Here is an 18,619-nt window from a genome sequence, read left to right as displayed (position 1 = left end):
GTTTTTAAAGAGGGAAGCTGAGCTGCTGACTTTGCTCGACCGGCTCCTCAGCATCGAGATTATGGACACCCAAGCCCAGCAGCCGCGCGCCCATCCGCAGCGGCAACTGGGCGATTAACAGGGCGCGCGCAGTTTCCGCGAGCAGGTCTGGCGAGCGAACCGGCGCGTTCATACTGCGTGACCGGGTGATGATCCGGAAATCAGCGAACTTGATCTTGAGGACGACGGTGCGGCCATAGGCGCCGCTCTTCTCGATCCGGGTCCAGAGGCTTTGCGCGATCCGGTCGATTTCCGCGACCAAGGCGTCCTGAGTGATCAGGTCATCGAAGAACGTGTCTTCGACGCTGACCGATTTCCTTTCCTGCCTTTCATGGACGGGCCGATCATCCTCTCCCCGCGCGGCGCGATAGTAGAAAGGCGCAGCGCTCCCGAAATGCTGCTGCAGGAAACCAAGGTCACGGGCCAGCAAGTCGGCGCCTGTCTCTATTCCCAAAGCTTGCATCCGCCGCGCTGTTACGGGTCCCACACCATGGATTCGCCGGACCGGCATCTGCGCCATGAAGCGCGCTCCTTCGTCCGGCCGCACCACGCAAATACCGTCCGGCTTGTTCTGATCCGACGCGAGCTTGGCGATCAACTTGTTGTAGGAGACGCCGGCTGAGGCAGTGAGGCCGGTTTCGTCCCGGATCATGCGCCGGATCTGCTGCGCGATTGCGGTGGCGGACGATGACCCTGCCTTGTTTTCGGTGACGTCCAGATAGGCTTCATCCAGCGACAGGGGCTGAATGACATCGGTGAAGCGGGCGAAAATCTCACGCACATGAGTCGAAACCGCGCGGTAAACCTCAAATCGGGGTTTCACGAACAGCAGGTCCGGACAGAGCCGCCGCGCTCGCGCGCCCGGCATGGCGGACTTCACGCCAAAAACGCGCGCTTCATAGCTGGCCGTCGCCACCACCCCCCTGGGCCCACCGCCGCCTACCGCGATGGGTTTCCCGCGCAGACTTGGATCGTCGCGCTGCTCCACCGACGCGTAAAAGGCATCCATATCGATATGGATGATCTTGCGCGGCCGAGAGTCCATGAAGGCGGTTTATGCCACAGCAAGCAGGAGAGTGAAACGCGTGGAGGCCGGTCCGTCAGGACTTATTGTCTTTGAGCGACTGCAACACGGCAAAAGGACTTGCTTGCTCTTCCGTCAATACGCCCGCTTCCCGCAGATAAGCATCGGCTTCCGCTGATCGAGGATAAGGCGTCATCGCCAGCGCCATCGTCTCGGCGACCGCTTCCCCGATGTCGACCGTCTGCCCGTCATAGCCGATCGTGTCGCAATCTTCCGAATCGATCTCCAATTCCTCACCACCATCGGCGCCGCCACCTTCCGGAACGAAGCGCAACAGGAAGTCGGTATCGATGGTCTCCGGCACCGCTACACCGGTGGCGACGCAGGGTTGAGCCAGTCTTGCGCGTACCCGGCCCCGTGCCTCGATGGCGCCGTCCTGTTCGCTCAACGCATAATCAGCCTCAAGCGAATCCAGTGATGTCAGGTTGAAGCGTCGCGCCAATGCGTCGCGCTCCCCGGCGTCCGCAGTGATGGTCATGCCCTGCGCATGCCGCGCGATCTGGTCGGCCCGAACGGGTCGGGAAAATTCGGGCGCAGGATTAGTCATCCAATATCTCCCGCCATCAATGCGTCGAGCGGCAAGGTGGAAAGGCCGACCCAGCGCGACCTCAGCCGGGATTCGACATGCGTCACGGCGTCTCCAGCAGGCGTCGCCCCACGGTACAGGTTACGCGCCAGGGCGTCCCGCAGTTCCGCTCCGCCCAAAAGGGCCGCCTTGTAGGCTGAGAGCCTTCCACCGAGCGCGCTCACCATGCGGCCGACATGTTTGCCTACGACCACGTCGCCTACGCCCTCCTGCCGTAACTGCCCGTCCATGTCGTCGACGAACAATTCGGTGAGCCAGACGCTTTCCTGAGCTGCTCCGAGCGCTTCAAGCCGCATCAGCACCTGCGCCAATATGGCGACGATCATGTCGAACCGGCCATCCATCGTGTCGGGCACCTGGCCTTCCATATACCAATGCGGCGCGCGGCCTTCGCGGATGACGGCTTGGTAAAGCGGCTGCATCGCATCCTTGGGGTCGGTGCGCGCGAACAGGCGCTGGAAAAGCTTTGGCATGTCGAAACGGTTTCCTGGCTGAGCTGAGCGGAGGCCCCCTTGCCGGGGGGCGCGCAATTCCATATTGATCGGCGGGCCGCGCGATGCAATGGCGGCTTTGGTATTTGGTTTCCGGGTCCCTTCCCGGCAGGAGAAGTTCATGCGTCAGTTCAGCCGACATCTGTTGCTTGCCGTCGGCCTTGGCGCGCTCGTGCTCGGAACCTCGGCTTGTTCGCGCATCCGCACCCATCAGGGATATCAGGTGGACAAGCTGCTGGTCGATTCGATCCAGCCCGGCATCGACAACCGCGCTTCGGTAGAAGGGACGCTGGGCCGCCCCAGCTTTACCGCCCAATTCGGCGATCAGGACTGGTATTATGTGTCGCGCGACATGCGGGCGCTGGCCTTCTCCAATCCCAAGCCGGTGGCGCAGACGGTGCTCCATGTCCGCTTTGACCCCGCGGGCAATGTCGTGGCGGTTGACCGCATGGGCCTTGAGCAGGTCGCCAAGATTTCGCCGTCCGGCGACAAGACGCCCACCCTGGGCCGCCATCGCAGCCTGTTCGACGAAATATTCGGCAATATCGGCGCAGTAGGGGCCGGTGGCATGGGTGGCGGCGGTGGCGGCAGCAATACCGGCGGCGGCCCTAACGGAAGCTGACGGCCGAAGAAGGCGTCATTGAGCTTGAAAACGCCCTGACGTTCGGCACGCCCTTCCTACTGTGACCTCAAATCCTCGCTCTATCGAGTCTCTGCAGGATCTACCCGCAAAGGAGCGCCGCATCCTCGCTTTGGGCGCAGGGCAAGTCTTTGGACTTGTTAGGAAAGATAGTTAACAGCTGAAGTTAACCAATAGAGACTCGCAACCATCGTTCGTCCGGCATATGCTCGAGTCACGTTCTTCGCAGTAAGCCCAAAGTATTATCGGGAACGCTGTGCTTAGGACATAACTCCCATGGTTAAGAACGAAATGCACAACCTTACCAATCAGTTAGCGAGTTGTTGAACTAACCCTAAATTTCCATAGGTCAGTTCAGGACTCTAGCGTCGTAAATATGCTAGTCATAACTTATTGAAACGAAAAGAAAGGGTTGCACTGCAGGCATTTGATCACTGGTCTTTCACGCTTCGTTTGGGGCCTGCTAACGAAAGTGGAAGGGATCATGAGGGGACTACCCAATGGCTTACCCAGTCAATGTGCGTCTGTTGTGCGGTAATGCAATCGTAAGAGAAGGTTTGAGCCGGATTCTCACTGAGCGGGACTTCCGGGTTAATCAATATCCAAATATTGCCGCCGCACTCCAAAAGGTGGAGGTGCCGGAGGAAGATACGGGGCCTTCGTTGCTCCTGATAGACAATGGAACCGAAGAGCTGGACGCCGACAGTGTCGCCGTTCTTCAGCGGAAATTCCCTTGCGCCTATCTGGTACTATTATCCGATCGGTTTGACTTTCAAACCATGCTGAAGGCCTTCCGCCTGGGCGCGATGGGTTACATCATCAAGGAAATCAGTTGCGATCGCCTGGTGGCGACATTGCATCTGGTTGCGATGGGTGAGCGGGTCCTGCCGCCGCAACTTGCCGACGAATTGCAGTCGCGGCCGACGCTGACAGATGCGTTGGAGGTGGAACGGCCCGTCGATGCTGCAAGCCTGTCCGATCGTGAGCTGGAAATCCTGCGCTGGCTCATCATGGGATGCCCGAACAAGGTCATTTCCAAGAGGATGGATATCAGCGAGGCGACGGTGAAGGTCCATGTGAAGGCGGTGCTGCGCAAGCTCCGCGTCAAGAACCGCACCCAAGCCGCCATCTGGGCAGCCAATCACGGCATGCGCGGCCGTGTCCCCGAAGTGGAGCCGGTTGTACCCGTGGATGTCACGATCCCGCATCCTGCGCAGCTTCCACAGCTTGAGATCGCCGCAATGCCTCTCAGCCGTGCCTGACCCACACCGCGGCTTATGATAGCCGCGGCAAGTATTCTCTAAAGGATCGCTATTGGTGCATGCTGCACTTCGCCTAATGTGGCGAAGTGCAGCAGCGGCATCCTAGCTCAGCGACCGCCGCTCGCATTGGCGGCCCTCGCCTGCTGGTCAGCCGATAGTTTCTTCAAAGATCGCCATGGTGCGTTCGAAACGGGCGAATAGCTCGTCAAGCTCTTCCGCTGTGATGATGAGCGGGGGACAGAAGACGATCGTGTCGCCAAGCGCCCGCACGATCAGGCCTTGGGTGAGCCCGATTTCAACAAGGCGTGCACCCGCCTTTACTGCTGGATCGAAGCTGGTCCGGTTCTCAGGATCGGCATAGAGCTCGATCGCGGCTACCAGGCCTACGCCACGCACTTCGCCGACATATTTGCGGCCTTCATAACTGCGCAGCGCCTTCCAGAATTGCGGCATCAGTGACTGCACATGGCCGACCACATTATCTTCTTCGTAGATCTTCAGGGTTTCGAGCGCGATGGCACAGCTCACCGGGTGGCCGGAATAGGTGAAGCCATGGCCAAAGGTTCCGATAGTGCCGCTGTTTCGGGCGATCGGCGCATAGACCTTCTCATTCACCATCACTGCGGAGATGGGCGCATAGGCCGAGGACAGGCCTTTTGCCGTCGTCAGAATGTCAGGCTTCATGCCGAAGGTGGTCGAACCGAACATCTCGCCCGTCCGGCCATAGCCACACACCACTTCGTCCGCGACGAGGAGCACGTCATATTTGGCGAGAACTTCTTGAATCTTCTCGAAATAGGTCGCCGGTGGCGGAATCACCCCGCCGGCCCCCATCACCGGCTCAGCGAAGAAAGCGGCGACGGTCTCAGGACCTTCAGCCAGGATCCGCTTTTCAAGATTGTCGGCCAGGCGAGTGGCGAAATCCTCCTCGCTTTCGCCGGGCTCGGCGTAGCGGAAATAATGCGGGCAATCGACATGCAGGATATTGGCGATCGGCAGGTCAAAATCGCGATGGTTCGTGACGAGTCCGCTGAGGCTTGCCGACGCGACAGTCACGCCATGATAGGCATTGAGCCGGGCGATGATCTTCTTCTTTTCCGGCTTGCCGATGGCATTATGATAATACCAAATCATCTTCACAGCGGAGTCGTTGGCTTCAGATCCGCTGTTTGCGAAGAACACCTTCGACATCGGAACAGGCGCGACCGACAGCAGCTTGTTGGCCAGTTCGATCACGGTCGGATTGGAGCGGCCGGTGAAGGTGTGATAATAAGGCAAGCCTCGCAGCGCATCGCTTCCTGCCTTGGCAAGACGCTCATTGCTGAAGCCCAGCGAAGCACACCACAGCGCCGACACCGCCTCAAGATAGCGGTTACCTTTGTCATCTTCCACGAACACGCCATCACCCTTCGTTATGACAAGGGGACCGACCTCAGGATGGGCCGCCAGGTTCGTGAAGGAATGGAAGTGAGCTGCAATATCAGCCGCGGCATTTTCGCTGGGATCGTACATTATCGTCGTGCTTCCGATCGTTAAGAACTGACTCTCGCGGCCATCCCGTGGACGAGCGTCCGACAGCCGTTATGCGCCAAACATGTGGGTATCGACGTACCTCATTCATGCGCGGTCGCACTCGTCGGCGCATCTTGCAGGTAAGCAGCTTGCCCGCCTGCGTCATAAGCGATTTTGTGGACAGTTATCAACAGATGATCTGGAAGATTTCTGACCTGTGACGGAGCTTCACCCGTAGCTAGCATGGGTCAGCGTCCCCCCTAACACACTGGGAATGCTGGCAGGGCGAAGAGGAATCAATTCGTATGATGGCTATTGCTTCGCTACGCATACATCAAGATGGTCGCCCTTTGGTGCGGATCTGCATGCGTTGCGCGCATTACCGTTCCGCAAAACGATAAGCCTCCATTGCCAAGAGGTGCCAATATGCGTAAACATGGAGGCAAGGCGCAAAAATAAAGCGCAGACAGTGGGGAGGTAAGAGCTTGGGTTTCGCCGAAGAACTCACCGCAGTCGGCGTTAAAGCACCTATGATCCGAACGATTGCGCGCGGTTTTGCCTTTCCGGAGGGGCCGCGCTGGCATGAAGGGCGTTTGTGGTTCGCCGACCAGCATGGCGGAACCGTGTACGTCCTTGAGCCTGATGGTAGTATTCACGAGCATTTCGATGTGCCGGGCGGGCCATCGGGCATGGGGTGGCTGCCGAATGGCGATCTGCTGGTCGTGTCGATGGACGAGCGCAGACTTTACCGCAGGCGATCGGATGCGCAATTAGTGGTGCATGCCGAATTGGCGGACATTCACTCGGGGCAGAGCAACGACATGGTCGTTGATCATCTGGGCCGCGCCTACGTAGGCAATGTCGGATTTGATTATTTCAATGGTGAAGCGCCCCGGCCAACATGTATCGTTGCGGTTGCGGACGAGGGGATGGTTACAGTCGCGGCGGATCACCTGCATTGCCCGAACGGCAGCGTTATCACACCAGATGGTCGAACATTCATCGTTGCCGAAACATTTGCGTTTCGCCTGACAGCTTTTGACATAGATGCGGAAGGACGGCTCTCCAATCGGCGGATATTTGCTGACTTTGGCGGCTATGCACCAGATGGCATCTGCCTTGATGCGGAAGGCTGCGTCTGGGTGGCAGTTGCCCTTGCGAACTCTGTCGTGCGCGTGCGCGAAGGTGGCGAGATCTTGACGCAAATCCCGATTGAGGGCGCCCGACCATATGCCTGTATGCTGGGCGGAATGGATGGGCGTGACCTGTTCATCTGCTGTGCTTCGGATCATGATCCAGCAGTGACAGTGAAGGTCAGGAGTGGTCGTATCGATGTTGCTCGTGTCGATGTCGGGTCATCGGGGGCAAGACCTTAAATAAGTTGATAACGTATAATGTTCATGTCGGAGAAGTTGTCATAGCTGATAAATGGCCATTGCAGGTCATATATCGTAGTGGTAGGTAGATTAAAATATTCGGAAAGAATAAACAGGTTGGAGAGGGTCGGAGTGGAAACGCTCTGCCATGTCATACGTCTCAGTGAATTCAGCGACCCTGAGGTCGGCATTATGATGGCTGTGCGTTGTTGGCGGCAATCTTCTTTGTTTTCTTCCAATATTCAATGGTTCTCGCACGAGAAGATAAGGGAGAGGATGACATGGGGGCTGAATTCCTAGCGTTTAGACGACATGCGGGTCGGCTGTTACTTGCAGGCGTTGCTGCGGGTGCGGTGATCGCGCCTGATATCGCGGCTGCCCAAACTGCGATCGACGAAATTGTCGTAACCGCCCAGCGGCGTGAGGAACGTGCGCAGGATGTTCCAATCACCATTACAGCGGTTTCAGGTGAAGGGCTGCGGGAGCGCGGCGTCACAAGCCTTCAAGACATGCAGGCATCGGTGCCGTCGTTGGTCATCGCGCCCAATGGTCAGGCGTCGCGCGACGTCATGTCACCTTCCATTCGAGGTCAGTCGGCATCGTTTCAGGGTTCGCCCGCAGTTGTCGTGTACATGAACGAAGTACCGCTGCCATCCGGCTACACACTGTCGAACCAAGGCGGCCCAGGTAACTTCGTCGATCTTCAGAGTGTGCAGGTCTTGTCGGGTGCGCAGGGCACTTTGTTCGGCCGTAACACTACTGGTGGCGCGATCCTACTTACTCCGGCCAAGCCGACGGATCGGCTTGAGGGCTATATCGGCGGTGGCGTCGGTAACTATAATATGACCGAACTGGAAGCCATGCTCAACGTGCCGGTTACGGACAAGGTGAGCATTCGCCTGGTCGGTGCAACGCGCGATCGTGACGGTTTCACCTACGACGTTAATTGGCGCAAGGATCGCGACGACACGCATTGGCGCATGGCTCGCTTCGGCCTGTTGTTGACCCCGACCGAAACTCTTCAGAACTATACGATGGCTTATTACGGATATTCCCGGACAAACGGTTCGGGATCAATCGCCAAGGGGTTCAACACGGGCTATTTTCAGGCGCTTGACAGCTTTGTGCCATCATTCGATTTCTGTCGTTCCGCCGGCAACTGCAATTACTACACCGATCTAATAGCGAAGGCCAATGAGCTTGGGCCCCGGAAGACTGCTCATGGCGTGGATGATTTCGCCAAGACAGTGACATGGGGGATCACGAACACCACTGATTTTGATGCAACTGACAATATAAAGATACGTAACATCATCAGCTATGCTCGTTTTAAATCTTATTACTCGAACGATCAGGACGGCACGATCGCGCCGATCTATAACACTGGCACGACGGTTGAAAGTCGCCGGTCTCCGCGTGATCATTACAAGCTGTTCACGGAAGAACTGCAGTTGCAGGGCAATGCCCTGGACAACAAGCTTACTTATACCGTAGGCGGCTTCTACTTCAAACAGTCCCCCGCAGGCCTGATGGAATCCTTCTCCATCAACGTATGTAGTAACAAAACCGAAGCTGGCTGCGCGCTTGGCACCAGCCAGGTTGGGGTGACCAATGAATCAAAGGCGCTCTATGCTCAAGCGAGCCTTGATCTCGGAGCGTTTGTGCCCGCGCTGGATCGTGTTCGGCTGACTGGTGGGTATCGCTATACCTGGGATCATGTGGAGGGCTTTACGGCTTCCTGGTCGGCGATCCCGGTGGGCGGGGGTGCCGTGATCAACCTGTGCTCCTGGAAATCGCAGTTCACAACGACGCCGCTCACTGATTGCCGGTTTACCGGCAACCTCAAAAGCTCGGCGCCGAACTGGACAGTGGGGATCGATTATCGGCCGAATGACGACCTGATGCTCTATGCGAAGGTGACCAAGGGCTACAAGGCAGGCGGCTTCAACGCCTATGCAGTGTTCCCGAACACCCGGACCTTCGGGCCGGAATATCTCACCGACTATGAAGCAGGCTTCAAATCCGACTTCGAGGTCGGCGGTATGGCCACGCGGTTCAACGTCAACGGCTTCTATCTGGATTATTCGAACATTCAGCGCGCTGCGGGTGACCGCAACAACGCCACCGGCGGCAACGGCGCGATCACGCTCAGCACTGCTTCGGCCGTGATCAAGGGTGTGGAAGTGGAGGCCATGATCCGGCCATCTCGCGAAATCGAACTCGGCTTGAACTACAGCCATACCTCTTCCCACTACAAGTCGTTCAAGTTCGACTCGAACTCGGGTGTCTGGGATTGCACGGCTCAGTCCATCACGTCGCCCAAGGTTTTTGCCGGAGCAGACATGACCTGCCGCCCGTTGCAATATCTGTCTCCCAACATTCTCTCGGTCTACGGTCGCTTCACGATCCCGACCGCTGAGAAGTTCGGCAACGTCAGCTTGTTCGTCAGCTATAACTGGACGGACGCGCAGGAAACCGCGCCTTTCTCGACGGAGACATTCCCAGACGGCACCACAAACGAGCCAGGTGTGCGTCTGCCGGCTTTCGGCTTGCTCAACGCCACCCTGGACTGGAAGAATGCTCTTGCCAGCGGGCTGGACCTGTCGCTGTTTGCGACCAACCTGACCAACAAGCTTTATGCGATCACCAATACCGGCACATACCAGACGATCGGGGCCTGGACGCAGATGTATGGCGAACCGCGAATGTTCGGCCTGCGCGCGCGTTACAAGTTCGGCGGGTCGGACTGATGGCGTGATGACCGGCTTATAGCGGTTCTACTTTTGCAGGTGAAAAGTAAGGCTCAGCCGCTAACAGGCGGCGGAGCCTTACTTGCAGAAGGAGGCGCTGGTCCGATGATGTTAGGATGAAGGGTCTGTTGATCTGCTGCGATATCGCAACGCATCCTGACAACCAGCCTCCATCTGACGGGCCATTGGCTAACAATGCCCCGTCGCGGACTTTTGTTCTGGCCAAATGTTGTTCAGAGCGCGTAGTCGATCTGCGCCCAGAACTTCTTGGTGTCGGCGTCGCCCGTGAAGCTCGCGATTCCCTTCCGCTCATAGTCCGCATATTTGACGAGAGCGCTCAGATGCTTGTCGATCTTCAAGGTCACCTGGGCGTTATATTCGTCCCCATAGTGGATCGAGAGTCGGTCACTGCTAAAACGATGGTAGATGAAGGATGCGACCAGCGGCCCCATCTTGCCGACCTTCGGCATCGTGTAGGCGATGCCGCCATAATAGTCCTGAATACCCGTCGCCGGGGTCGTCAGGAACTTGTCCGCCCAGCCGTTGAACTTGTGCAGCGTCGCGAAAGGCGTCTGAAAGGCGAAACCGCCCGCAATGCCCTTAGCATTGCTGTCCGACCCCAATAGCTCATAACCGGCCGTCAGCTTGAAGGGGGCCACTTCCAGCCCCAGTTCCGCTGCAACATAGTCAGCCTTATAGTCCACCGGGTTCTTCTGATAATCGCTCTGCCGTGCGTAGCTGGCGAGGTAGCTCAGCTTCACCTTCTGGGCGAGCGGAACGGCTCCGGCAAAGCGAGCGCCATAGGTTTGACTGCTGTTGCGCAGCAGTGCGGCGACAGGCTCGTCCTCATCGATCAGATAGGCAAAGCCGGTGAGCGTGCCCAGCTTGGTCTTGTAGGAGACGTTCACGAAGATGTCGTCGCCGTCAATCTCGGTGGGCCGGTTCACTGATCCGAACTTGCCGCCATCGATGCCCCAGATCGTGCGTGCGGCGATGGCATAGGTCACATCGACCTTCAGATTCTTGACCCCCATATATTCCACGCGCAGTGCGTCGAAGGTCTGCTCATTCTGGCGCCACGCGACCGAACCGACAAAGCGCTGATCGTCCAGGTTGATGCGCTGCCGCCCCAGCGTGACCACCAGCGGCTTGGTGCGATATTGCAGTTGCAGGCGATTGAGTTCGACGGTCTCAGGATCAGCGACGATGGGATAGAGCGTCTTGCCGTTGACGCCGCTATTATAATCCTCGTCGATGGCCAGCGTCCCTTCCCCTTCCACAAGGAAAGCAAAAGGTCCCTTGGACAGTTCGCCGCCAGCGCGCAGGCGCATGGTGACTGCATCGGCATCACGGCTGCTGGTCAACGGCAGCGGCCCGTCCTGATCGACCGTTTCATAACGCAGCCGCGCTTCGACGATCGGCTTGAACACGATATCCTGGGCCAAGGCTGGCGTCGCTAACGTCGCCAGCGCGGACGCCGACAGCAACATATTCAATCCACGCATAATTCCCCCTCTATTGCTCCCGATGGCTTTTTGAGGCCTTTCAGGGCATCCCCTCTCAATCCCGATATTCTTGATGCCGCCTCGCTGGGCGACTTGTCCCTCACGCAGCGAGCGTCGCCGGATTGCGGTAGCGCTCGTGCAGAAAATGGATGACCGCGCTGCGGGCCTCTGCATATTCAGGCATGTCGATGGCTTCGAGCCGGTTGCGCGGCCTCGCCAATGCCACGGGCCGGTCCTCACCGATCCGCGCGGCCGGGCCGTTGGTCATCATGACGACGCGGTCGGCGAGCAGCACGGCCTCGTCCACATCATGGGTGATCATCAGCACCGTGTTGTTGAGCCGCGCCTGCAGATCCATAACAACGTCCTGCAGCGCCGCCCGCGTCAGCGCATCGAGCGCGCCGAAGGGTTCGTCCATCAGTAGGATGCGCGGGTTCATCGCTATCGCGCGGGCGATGCCCACGCGCTGCTTCATGCCCCCGGACAATTCGCCCGGCCTTTTCCCGGCGGCGTGGGCCATCTGCACCAGCTCAAGATTGTGCATGACCCAATCCCTGCGCTCTGCCTTGCTCTTGCCGCGCGCCGTCTTGTCCACCGCCAGGCGGACATTTTCCTCGACCGTCAACCAGGGCAGCAGCGAATGATCCTGGAAGACGACTGCGCGGTCCGGTCCCGGTGCATCCACGACTTCCCCGTCCAGGAAGATCGCCCCGCGGGTCGGTTTGACCAGCCCGGCCACGGCGTTGAGCAAGGTTGACTTGCCGCAGCCCGAATGACCGATCAGCGCTAAGAACTGCCCCTTGTCCACTTCCAGATCGATGCGGTCCAACGCGCAGAAACGTCCAGCCTTGGTGGGAAATTCGACGGTAATGCCCTCAAGCGCGAGATAGCTGCGTTGTTTCATGAAACTGCTCTCCCCTTCAGCCTGCCCGGCTGATGATGCGGCCCGCAAAGGCGACGATGCGATCCAGCGTAAATCCGACCAGGCCGATCCAGACGAGTGCGACGATCGTGTCGGTGAGCAACGAGCTGTTGTAGCTGTCCCAGATGAAGAAGCCGACGCCGGTGCCTCCCTGCACCATCTCCGCCGCCACTATCGCCAGCCAACTCATGCCGACGCCGATACGCAGCCCGGTGAACATGTGCGGCACGGTGGCGGGCAGCATGATCCGGACGAAATATTCGACGGGATTGAGCGCGAGCACCTTCGCCACGTTGCGATAGGCCGCCGGAATGGTCTGAACCCCTGCCGCCGTGTTCAGGATGACCGGCCAGATCGCGGTGATGAAGATCAGGAAGATCGCCGATGGCTGCGCTTGCTGAAAGATGGCGAGACTGATCGGCAACCAGGCGAGCGGCGGCACTGTGCGCAGCACCTGGAACAAGGGATCAAGCGCGCGGAAGGCGAAAACGCTCTGACCGATCAGAATACCCAGCGCCACACCGACGATCGCCGCGATGCTGTAGCCGATGAGGACCCGACTGAGGCTGGTCAGAACATGACCGGCAATGCCGACATCGCCGCCATCCTGGATGCTGAAGTGGGTAAAGCCGATCTCAACGCCCTTGAACGGGTGAGTGATGACGTCATGACTTTCCTGCCAGACTTTCACAGGGCTGGGGAAAGTCGCGTCCGGCGATCCGCACAGAAGCTGCCAGAACAGCAACAGCGCCCCGATCATGACGACAGTGGGCAGTATGGCGGCAATTAGCGCACGCCCCTTGCTCACGATCGGATTCACCGGCGCGGCTACGGGCTCGAAACTGCGTCGTGCGATCGCTTCTTCCGGATAGGGCAGGATGACCCCCAGTTCGGTGGTGGTGCCGCCGGACGATACCGGCGGCCCTCCATTCCTGCTCTTTGGCGATAACGGAGCCATGGCTTTTTCCTCCCTCATCAGACCCGCTTGATCGCCAGGCTGGCCAGATAGGCCTTGGGGTTGCTGGGATCGAAGGTCTTGCCGTCGAAGAATTTCTCGACGCCGCGGCTATCGCTGGCTGGCCCCTTGCCTCCCATCATCGCTGCTGCCTTCCGCCAGATGTCGGAGCGATTGACCTTGCTGATCACCCCCTTGGTATCCAGCGACATGGGCAGCTTGCCCCAGCGCTGATTTTCCGTGAGGAACCACAGGTCGTGGCTCTTGTAGGGGAACGAGGCATAGCCGTTGAAGAACTTCATCTTGAACGCCGCGTTCGGGAATTTACGCCCGTCGCCCATGTTGAAATTGCCCTGCAGGCGGTCGGCAATGTCCGTAACCGGGCACTTCAGATAGTCGCGACCAGCGATCGTACCCGCCAGACGCGCGATATTGCTCGGATTGTCCGCCCACCGCTGCGCTTCGATGATGGCTGCGGTAATCGCGACTGCGGCGCGCGGGTTCTTCGCCACCCAGTCCGACCGCATGGCGAAGCTCTTTTCGGGATGGTTCATCCACATCTGGCCGGTCGAAACCGCCGTGTAGCCCAGATTTTGCGCCACAAGCTGATCATTCCACGGCTCACCCACGCAGAAGGCGTCCATCGTGTCGGCCTTCATGTTCGCCACCATCTGCGGCGGCGGGATGGTGATCAGCTCGACATCCTTGTCCGGATCGATGCCACCCGCCGCCAGCCAGTAGCGGATCCACATGTCGTGCGTCCCGCCGGGGAAGGTCATCGCCATCGTGATCTTCTTGCCCGCGCCCTTGCGCTGGGCGATCACGCCCTTCATTTTCGCAGAGCTGATGTCGGCTTTCGCGCCCAGATATTCCTTGGAAACCGAAATGGCCTGACCGTTGACGTTCAGGCGGGCGAGAATGCTCATCGGCGTCGCCTTGCCGATCGCGCCCAGCGTCAGCAGATAGGACATTGGCGTGAGAATATGCGCGCCGTCGATGCCGCCACCGGCGCTGCCCAAGACTAGATTGTCGCGTGTCGCGCCCCAGCTGGCCTGCTTGGTCACCTGCACATCGGGCAGACCATATTTGGCGAAGAAGCCCAGTTCCTTGGCAATGATCACAGGCGCAGCATCGGTCAGGGCGATGAAGCCCAACTTCGCGCCAGTCACTTCCGGCCCAGCACCTGCGGCGAAGGCGCCCGACGGAAATGCCTGATGCACCGCAGCAAAAAGCGCAGCTGTCCCACCGGCTTTCAACGCGCCACGGCGGCTAACGCCTTTCGGATTGTCCCCCTCTGCCATTCCCCAATGTCCTTCTCTGTCAGATCGTCAGCGCTGCGACAGGCACGCAGCCAGCCATTCGCCGAAGCACTGCCCGGCGTGCGAAAGATGATGCTGAAGGTTCACGGCGCGCATTCGCGTCCGCTTGAAAAACATAATAAAAAAGCCGCCTGGACGAGGTCTGTTCAGACCAGTCCGGGCGGCGTCATTGCCGATTTCGATCCTGTAAGATCGAAGCTGGTTCCTGCCGTCATCGGCGTCCCAGCCTAACGCGTCGAAGCGCCCCTGCCTCGACATGGATTAAGCTGTCACCGATTCGTCCGAGTCGCAAGAAAAATTTTTGCGTTGCACAATTTGCAATCGAAGAGGTGTGTCGCTGCTGAAGTCGCTAAGCTGGCCCACCGTCCGGCATCCATTTGAGTCCCGCCCTTTTCAGCCGCCAGGGGCAAATTTCCGTGCACTAGCTGCGGAGGGAATGTCTATCCGTTCTGGTGCGCCGAGATCGGTCTTGCCGGGCGTTCGGGCGCGATCGGAGGCTTGAAGGTGGTGAGCTTCGAAAACCGTTTTGCGGCATTGCGCGGCATGAGATGCAGCACGTCGATATAGTCGCGACAACGGGCGCGAGCGTGCGATTGTATGGGAACGTCTTTGCCGATGATCGACACGGCAAGCCTACGGCTTGTCTCATAAGCCTCCCGCGTTCGGGCTGACTACGCCTGCATCGGATCGGTCATACTGCTCGTATGTTTCGCTCAGGGTGAGGTTGCTGGCCGGGACGGGCGGCACTGGCTCTGCATCCACCGGAGCCGCATCATGGATCACCTGACGCTTTGCCACGGCATCGTCCGACAACGGTTCGAGCAGCGTCGGGTCGCAGTGAAGACCAGCAGCCCAGCGGCGATGTTCAATCTCTGTCTCGACCCGAGCCATGGCGTTGGGCAACCGGCGCAGGGAGATCTTCAAGCTGTCGGTTTGAAGCGACCGCCATATTTCGGGGTGACCCATGAGCGGTCGAGCATCGTGCGGAATGCGGCGAGTAGCAGTTCTTTGTAGCAAACGCTCTCTGGGGACCGTGTTCTCGACGATCCCCGTGCATTTTCAATGCTTTGAGAGTAGCTGGTGCCCAGAAGAGGACTCGAACCTCCACGACCTTGCGATCGCCAGCACCTGAAGCTGGTGCGTCTACCAATTCCGCCATCTGGGCACGGGGTAGGACGGCGCGATTAGCCGTTGGTCTGCCTAGTGTCAATTCCATCGGAGCTATTATTTTCTTCCTTTCTGGTTTTCCGCGCGCCAGCGTCTATTGACCTCATGCAAGCCGCATCAAGGTCGGTGGGAGATAGCCGATGAACCCTATTTCAGCAGTTCCGCTGGCGTCGTTCGCCCGCCCGGATGGCGTGCGCCTCGCCTATCGGCATCGCCCGGGTTCCGGCCCGACCATCGTCTTCCTGCCCGGCTATATGTCCGACATGGAAGGCGGCAAGGCGGCCGCCATCGACGCCTGGGCGGCACGGACTGGCCGGGCGATGCTGCGGCTCGACTATGGCGGCAACGGAGCGAGCGAAGGCCGGTTCGAGGATGGTACGCTTGCCAGTTGGCGTGACGATGCGTTGCTGTTGGTTGACGCTTTGACGGACGGGCCGCTGCTGCTGGCGGGATCGTCGATGGGCGGCTGGATCGCCTTGTTGATCGCGCTGGCTCGTCCCGAAAGAGTTGCCGGGCTGGTCGGGATCGCCGCGGCGCCGGATTTTACCGAATGGGGCTTCAGCGACGCGGACAAGGCGCTGCTGGCTACGGAGGGCCAGTTGCGCGAGCCCACGCCCTATGGCGACCAGCCGCTTGTGACTACGCTGGCTTTCTGGCAGTCGGGCCAGGCGCTTCGTTTGCTCGACCGGCCAATCCCGATCAGCTGCCCCGTCCGGCTGCTGCAGGGGCAAGAGGACCGCGACGTGCCTTGGCAGACGGCCCTGCGGCTTTCCCAGCGCCTGCATTCATATGATGTGCAGACGCTGCTCGTTAAGGATGGTGATCATCGCCTGTCGCGTGACAGCGATATCACGCTGTTGATCAACACCCTTGGCAGCCTTCTGGATATTCTCTGATGCTTCTTCTCCCGCTGCTGCTCTTGACGCCGCAAGCCTATGATCCCGAAATCGAAGCGGTGATGAACCGGCCCAGGAAGGAGGAGCAGCGGGCGTCCACCCCGCGACCGCGCGGCTCCTCCGCTGCCGATGGCCGCATTCCCGTTCCGGAAAAATATGCTGCGCCATTTCAGGCCTGCCTTGATGAAGCGCTCGCGTCCCCCGACAAAGGTGTAGCATTCGCACAGAAATGGCGGATTGAAGGAGGCTCTTTCTACGCGCGCCATTGCATGGGCTTCGCTTATGCCCGCGCGGAGCGGTGGGCGCCCGCCATGGTCGCCTTCGAACAGGCGGCCGATGAGGCGGAACGGAGCGGCGAGATGGCGCAAAGCGCCCGGTTGTGGGCGCAGGCGGGGAACGCCGCGCTGGCGGCAGGCGATGCCGCAAAGGCGCGCAGCAGTTTCGATGCGGCCTTGGCGCGCGGCTTGCCCGATGGCCTTGAAAAGGGAGAGACCTATCTTGATCGCGCCCGGGCCCTCGTGGCGTTGGGCGACGCCAAGGAAGCGCGGGACTCGCTCGATGTGGCGCTCGCTCAAGTACCGCAGGATCCCCTTGCCTGGCTGTTATCGGCCACACTCGCGCGTCGGTCCGGAGAGCTGAAGCTCGCGCAGGCGCATATTGCGCGCGCGGTGCAGCTTTCCCCCGATGATGCATCCGTCGCGCTGGAGGAGGGCAACATCGCAGTCCTGACCCACCATGACGATGTCGCGCGGTCGGCCTGGCAGCGCGCGATCAAGCTCGGCCCTCAATCCCCCGCTGGAAAGGCCGCTGCCGACAATCTCACCCGGCTGCCTATAGGCGCTCCGGCTCGCTGAACGGCTAGCGCGCCCTAATTGAGGTAGAAGTCCACGGTCGTGACGACGCGCACCTTCTTGTAGGGCGTGTCGCTGGATCCGTCCGCCTCGCCGTCGCGCGGATCGATGGAGAAATAGCCTTGGGTGGCGCTCTTGATCCCGCCTACGCTGGCGCCGCTGTCGCGGGCAAATTGTTCGGCCGCCGCGCGCGCATCGCGGGTCGCGGCGGCAACCATGGGCGGTTTGATGTCATTGAGCTTGGTGAAGCTGTAACGCATGCCGGATCCCTCCTGTAAGGTGACGCCCCGGCGGACCAGATCGAACTGTTGCGCGACTGCCTTCTGCGCCTTGGCGATGTCGGTCGTGCGCAACAACATGCGCTGGGTGATGGTGATCGTGTTGACGCCGTTGTTGATATATTGATTGACGCCAGCGCCGGTGGGCGTGAGCGCCTCCGGCTTGAAGCCCAGGCTTGTGAAATAGGCCTTCAGCTCCTTCGTATTGTTGTCGATCTCCGCGCGTACGGCGGGCAGATCAAAGCCCGTCGCAGCATAGCTGATCGACCAGGTAGCGAGATCAGCTGTGACATTGCGCTCCGCCAAGCCGCGGACGGTGACGGACCGATCGGCGGCCTTGGCCCGCTTCAACCCGTCACCCAGCAAATAGCCGCCGCTGACCAATCCCAGCGTCAGCAGGCCGACACAAGCCAGCAGCACCTTGTCGCGATCCTCCAGCGCCATTCGCGTCTCCTCTTTCATCGATGCCCGTGCCACCCTATCTTGGCAGCGACCCTGCCACTGCCGAGATGAACCGTTGCTTGCTGGCGACGAATGGAGCGACTGCTTGACCAAATATCTTCATACCATGATCCGTGTGACCGACATCGATCGCACAGTCGCCTTCTTCAAGCTGTTGGGCCTTGAGGAGCAGAAGCGCTTCGACAATGAAGGCGGCCGCTACACACTCGTTTTTCTCGCCGCGCCGGGGGACGAGGATGCTCAGGTTGAACTGACCTATAACTGGCCAGCGGAAGATGGGACGCCTGCTGAACATTATGGCGAGGGCCGTAATTTCGGCCATCTCGCCTATCGGGTGAGCAACATCTATGACGTCTGCCAGCGTCTGATGGATGCGGGCGTCACCATCAACCGGCCGCCGCGCGATGGGCATATGGCTTTCGTCCGCACGCCGGACAATATCTCGATCGAACTGTTGCAGGACGGTCATCTGGAGCCTGCCGAACCCTGGGCTTCCATGCAGAACACAGGCGTCTGGTAATCCC

The 18,619-nt window shown here is 59.6% G+C and carries 18 protein-coding genes and 1 tRNA gene; 8 read left to right on the top strand and 11 right to left on the bottom strand.

Going from position 1 to position 18,619, the window contains the following annotated elements; translation table 11 throughout:
• Nucleotides 1-4: 4 nt before the first annotated feature.
• From dinB to SPHS8_RS10270, 3 genes are read right to left on the bottom strand one after another with little or no spacing between them, the layout of a single operon-like run.
• Complete coding sequence (gene dinB, locus SPHS8_RS10280) at nucleotides 5-1,084, bottom strand: DNA polymerase IV (RefSeq protein WP_201515395.1); 1,080 nt, start codon at nucleotides 1,082-1,084, stop codon at nucleotides 5-7.
• Nucleotides 1,085-1,139: 55 nt separating this feature from the next.
• Nucleotides 1,140-1,670, bottom strand: coding sequence for a YceD family protein (locus SPHS8_RS10275; protein ID WP_201515394.1), 531 nt, complete (start codon nucleotides 1,668-1,670; stop codon nucleotides 1,140-1,142).
• A complete protein-coding gene (locus SPHS8_RS10270) occupies nucleotides 1,667-2,182 on the bottom strand; it encodes a ubiquinol-cytochrome C chaperone family protein (protein ID WP_201515393.1) in 516 nt (171 codons plus the stop codon). Before SPHS8_RS10270 ends, SPHS8_RS10275 begins: the two co-directional genes overlap by 4 nt.
• An 88-nt stretch (nucleotides 2,183-2,270) precedes the next feature.
• Here SPHS8_RS10270 and SPHS8_RS10265 point away from each other — a divergent pair, with 88 nt between their 5' ends.
• Together SPHS8_RS10265 and SPHS8_RS10260 are read left to right on the top strand one after the other, a co-directional pair.
• Nucleotides 2,271-2,822 carry an outer membrane protein assembly factor BamE gene (locus tag SPHS8_RS10265; protein WP_201515392.1) on the top strand — a complete coding sequence of 184 codons (552 nt, stop codon included), beginning with the start codon at nucleotides 2,271-2,273 and terminating at the stop codon, nucleotides 2,820-2,822.
• Between the two features lie 575 nt (nucleotides 2,823-3,397).
• Complete coding sequence (locus SPHS8_RS10260; protein ID WP_236575076.1) at nucleotides 3,398-4,102, top strand: LuxR C-terminal-related transcriptional regulator; 705 nt, start codon at nucleotides 3,398-3,400, stop codon at nucleotides 4,100-4,102.
• 147 nt (nucleotides 4,103-4,249) lie between these two features.
• Here SPHS8_RS10260 and SPHS8_RS10255 read toward each other — a convergent pair whose 3' ends face one another.
• Nucleotides 4,250-5,614, bottom strand: a complete 1,365-nt coding sequence (locus tag SPHS8_RS10255) for an aspartate aminotransferase family protein (RefSeq protein ID WP_201515390.1) — start codon at nucleotides 5,612-5,614, stop codon at nucleotides 4,250-4,252.
• Between the two features lie 530 nt (nucleotides 5,615-6,144).
• On the opposite strand from SPHS8_RS10255, the gene SPHS8_RS10250 reads away from it, so the two are divergent.
• Both SPHS8_RS10250 and SPHS8_RS10245 read left to right on the top strand, forming a co-directional pair.
• Complete coding sequence (locus SPHS8_RS10250; RefSeq protein ID WP_236575075.1) at nucleotides 6,145-6,990, top strand: SMP-30/gluconolactonase/LRE family protein; 846 nt, start codon at nucleotides 6,145-6,147, stop codon at nucleotides 6,988-6,990.
• A gap of 281 nt (nucleotides 6,991-7,271) precedes the next feature.
• The gene (locus SPHS8_RS10245; protein WP_201515518.1) at nucleotides 7,272-9,740 is read left to right on the top strand and encodes a TonB-dependent receptor; all 2,469 of its coding nucleotides are present in this window, start codon (nucleotides 7,272-7,274) and stop codon (nucleotides 9,738-9,740) included.
• 233 nt (nucleotides 9,741-9,973) lie between these two features.
• Here the strand turns inward: SPHS8_RS10245 and SPHS8_RS10240 are convergent, their stop codons facing one another.
• From SPHS8_RS10240 to SPHS8_RS10225, 4 genes are all read right to left on the bottom strand, one after another.
• A complete protein-coding gene (locus SPHS8_RS10240; RefSeq protein ID WP_201515388.1) occupies nucleotides 9,974-11,245 on the bottom strand; it encodes an alginate export family protein in 1,272 nt (423 codons plus the stop codon).
• 100 nt (nucleotides 11,246-11,345) lie between these two features.
• Nucleotides 11,346-12,149, bottom strand: coding sequence for an ABC transporter ATP-binding protein (locus SPHS8_RS10235; RefSeq protein ID WP_201515387.1), 804 nt, complete (start codon nucleotides 12,147-12,149; stop codon nucleotides 11,346-11,348).
• Between the two features lie 16 nt (nucleotides 12,150-12,165).
• Nucleotides 12,166-13,125, bottom strand: a complete 960-nt coding sequence (gene ntrB, locus SPHS8_RS10230; protein WP_236575074.1) for a nitrate ABC transporter permease — start codon at nucleotides 13,123-13,125, stop codon at nucleotides 12,166-12,168.
• A 17-nt stretch (nucleotides 13,126-13,142) separates the two neighbouring features.
• Nucleotides 13,143-14,423: a CmpA/NrtA family ABC transporter substrate-binding protein gene (locus tag SPHS8_RS10225; RefSeq protein ID WP_201515385.1), complete on the bottom strand. Its 1,281-nt coding sequence runs from the start codon at nucleotides 14,421-14,423 to the stop codon at nucleotides 13,143-13,145.
• A gap of 87 nt (nucleotides 14,424-14,510) precedes the next feature.
• Between SPHS8_RS10225 and SPHS8_RS10220 the strand changes: the two genes are divergently transcribed.
• Nucleotides 14,511-14,672, top strand: a complete 162-nt coding sequence (locus tag SPHS8_RS10220; RefSeq protein WP_201515384.1) for a hypothetical protein — start codon at nucleotides 14,511-14,513, stop codon at nucleotides 14,670-14,672.
• Between the two features lie 414 nt (nucleotides 14,673-15,086).
• Here SPHS8_RS10220 and SPHS8_RS10215 read toward each other — a convergent pair whose 3' ends face one another.
• Both SPHS8_RS10215 and SPHS8_RS10210 read right to left on the bottom strand, forming a co-directional pair.
• Nucleotides 15,087-15,458, bottom strand: a complete 372-nt coding sequence (locus tag SPHS8_RS10215; RefSeq protein ID WP_328805326.1) for a DUF6538 domain-containing protein — start codon at nucleotides 15,456-15,458, stop codon at nucleotides 15,087-15,089.
• Between the two features lie 61 nt (nucleotides 15,459-15,519).
• Nucleotides 15,520-15,606, bottom strand: a tRNA-Leu gene (locus SPHS8_RS10210).
• A 142-nt stretch (nucleotides 15,607-15,748) separates the two neighbouring features.
• Between SPHS8_RS10210 and SPHS8_RS10205 the strand changes: the two genes are divergently transcribed.
• Both SPHS8_RS10205 and SPHS8_RS10200 read left to right on the top strand, forming a co-directional pair.
• Nucleotides 15,749-16,504 (top strand): alpha/beta fold hydrolase, encoded by a 756-nt coding sequence (locus SPHS8_RS10205; protein ID WP_201515382.1) that lies wholly within the window; start codon nucleotides 15,749-15,751, stop codon nucleotides 16,502-16,504.
• A complete protein-coding gene (locus SPHS8_RS10200) occupies nucleotides 16,501-17,358 on the top strand; it encodes a tetratricopeptide repeat protein (RefSeq protein ID WP_201515517.1) in 858 nt (285 codons plus the stop codon). Before SPHS8_RS10205 ends, SPHS8_RS10200 begins: the two co-directional genes overlap by 4 nt.
• A 14-nt stretch (nucleotides 17,359-17,372) precedes the next feature.
• Here SPHS8_RS10200 and SPHS8_RS10195 read toward each other — a convergent pair whose 3' ends face one another.
• Entirely contained in the window at nucleotides 17,373-18,077 is a 705-nt protein-coding gene (locus SPHS8_RS10195; RefSeq protein ID WP_201515381.1) for an SIMPL domain-containing protein, read from the bottom strand.
• A 103-nt stretch (nucleotides 18,078-18,180) separates the two neighbouring features.
• Here SPHS8_RS10195 and SPHS8_RS10190 point away from each other — a divergent pair, with 103 nt between their 5' ends.
• Complete coding sequence (locus tag SPHS8_RS10190; protein ID WP_201515380.1) at nucleotides 18,181-18,615, top strand: VOC family protein; 435 nt, start codon at nucleotides 18,181-18,183, stop codon at nucleotides 18,613-18,615.
• Nucleotides 18,616-18,619: the final 4 nt, after the last annotated feature.

It is taken from the genome of Sphingobium sp. S6 (assembly GCF_905120495.1).
Taxonomy (GTDB): Bacteria; Pseudomonadota; Alphaproteobacteria; order Sphingomonadales; family Sphingomonadaceae; genus Sphingobium; species Sphingobium agri.
The sequence above is the reverse complement of the archived record's forward strand: the minus strand, read 5'-3'. Positions and strand labels throughout refer to the sequence as shown.

Coding starts and splice junctions, on each gene's coding strand:
- dinB (WP_201515395.1), bottom strand. CDS start 1,084: ATGGACTCTCGGCCGCGCAAGATCATCCATATCGATATGGATGCCTTT.
- SPHS8_RS10275 (WP_201515394.1), bottom strand. CDS start 1,670: ATGACTAATCCTGCGCCCGAATTTTCCCGACCCGTTCGGGCCGACCAG.
- SPHS8_RS10270 (WP_201515393.1), bottom strand. CDS start 2,182: ATGCCAAAGCTTTTCCAGCGCCTGTTCGCGCGCACCGACCCCAAGGAT.
- SPHS8_RS10265 (WP_201515392.1), top strand. CDS start 2,271: ATGGCGGCTTTGGTATTTGGTTTCCGGGTCCCTTCCCGGCAGGAGAAG.
- SPHS8_RS10255 (WP_201515390.1), bottom strand. CDS start 5,614: ATGTACGATCCCAGCGAAAATGCCGCGGCTGATATTGCAGCTCACTTC.
- SPHS8_RS10250 (WP_236575075.1), top strand. CDS start 6,145: ATGATCCGAACGATTGCGCGCGGTTTTGCCTTTCCGGAGGGGCCGCGC.
- SPHS8_RS10245 (WP_201515518.1), top strand. CDS start 7,272: ATGGGGGCTGAATTCCTAGCGTTTAGACGACATGCGGGTCGGCTGTTA.
- SPHS8_RS10240 (WP_201515388.1), bottom strand. CDS start 11,245: ATGCGTGGATTGAATATGTTGCTGTCGGCGTCCGCGCTGGCGACGTTA.
- SPHS8_RS10235 (WP_201515387.1), bottom strand. CDS start 12,149: ATGAAACAACGCAGCTATCTCGCGCTTGAGGGCATTACCGTCGAATTT.
- ntrB (WP_236575074.1), bottom strand. CDS start 13,125: ATGGCTCCGTTATCGCCAAAGAGCAGGAATGGAGGGCCGCCGGTATCG.
- SPHS8_RS10225 (WP_201515385.1), bottom strand. CDS start 14,423: ATGGCAGAGGGGGACAATCCGAAAGGCGTTAGCCGCCGTGGCGCGTTG.
- SPHS8_RS10220 (WP_201515384.1), top strand. CDS start 14,511: ATGATGCTGAAGGTTCACGGCGCGCATTCGCGTCCGCTTGAAAAACAT.
- SPHS8_RS10205 (WP_201515382.1), top strand. CDS start 15,749: ATGAACCCTATTTCAGCAGTTCCGCTGGCGTCGTTCGCCCGCCCGGAT.
- SPHS8_RS10195 (WP_201515381.1), bottom strand. CDS start 18,077: ATGGCGCTGGAGGATCGCGACAAGGTGCTGCTGGCTTGTGTCGGCCTG.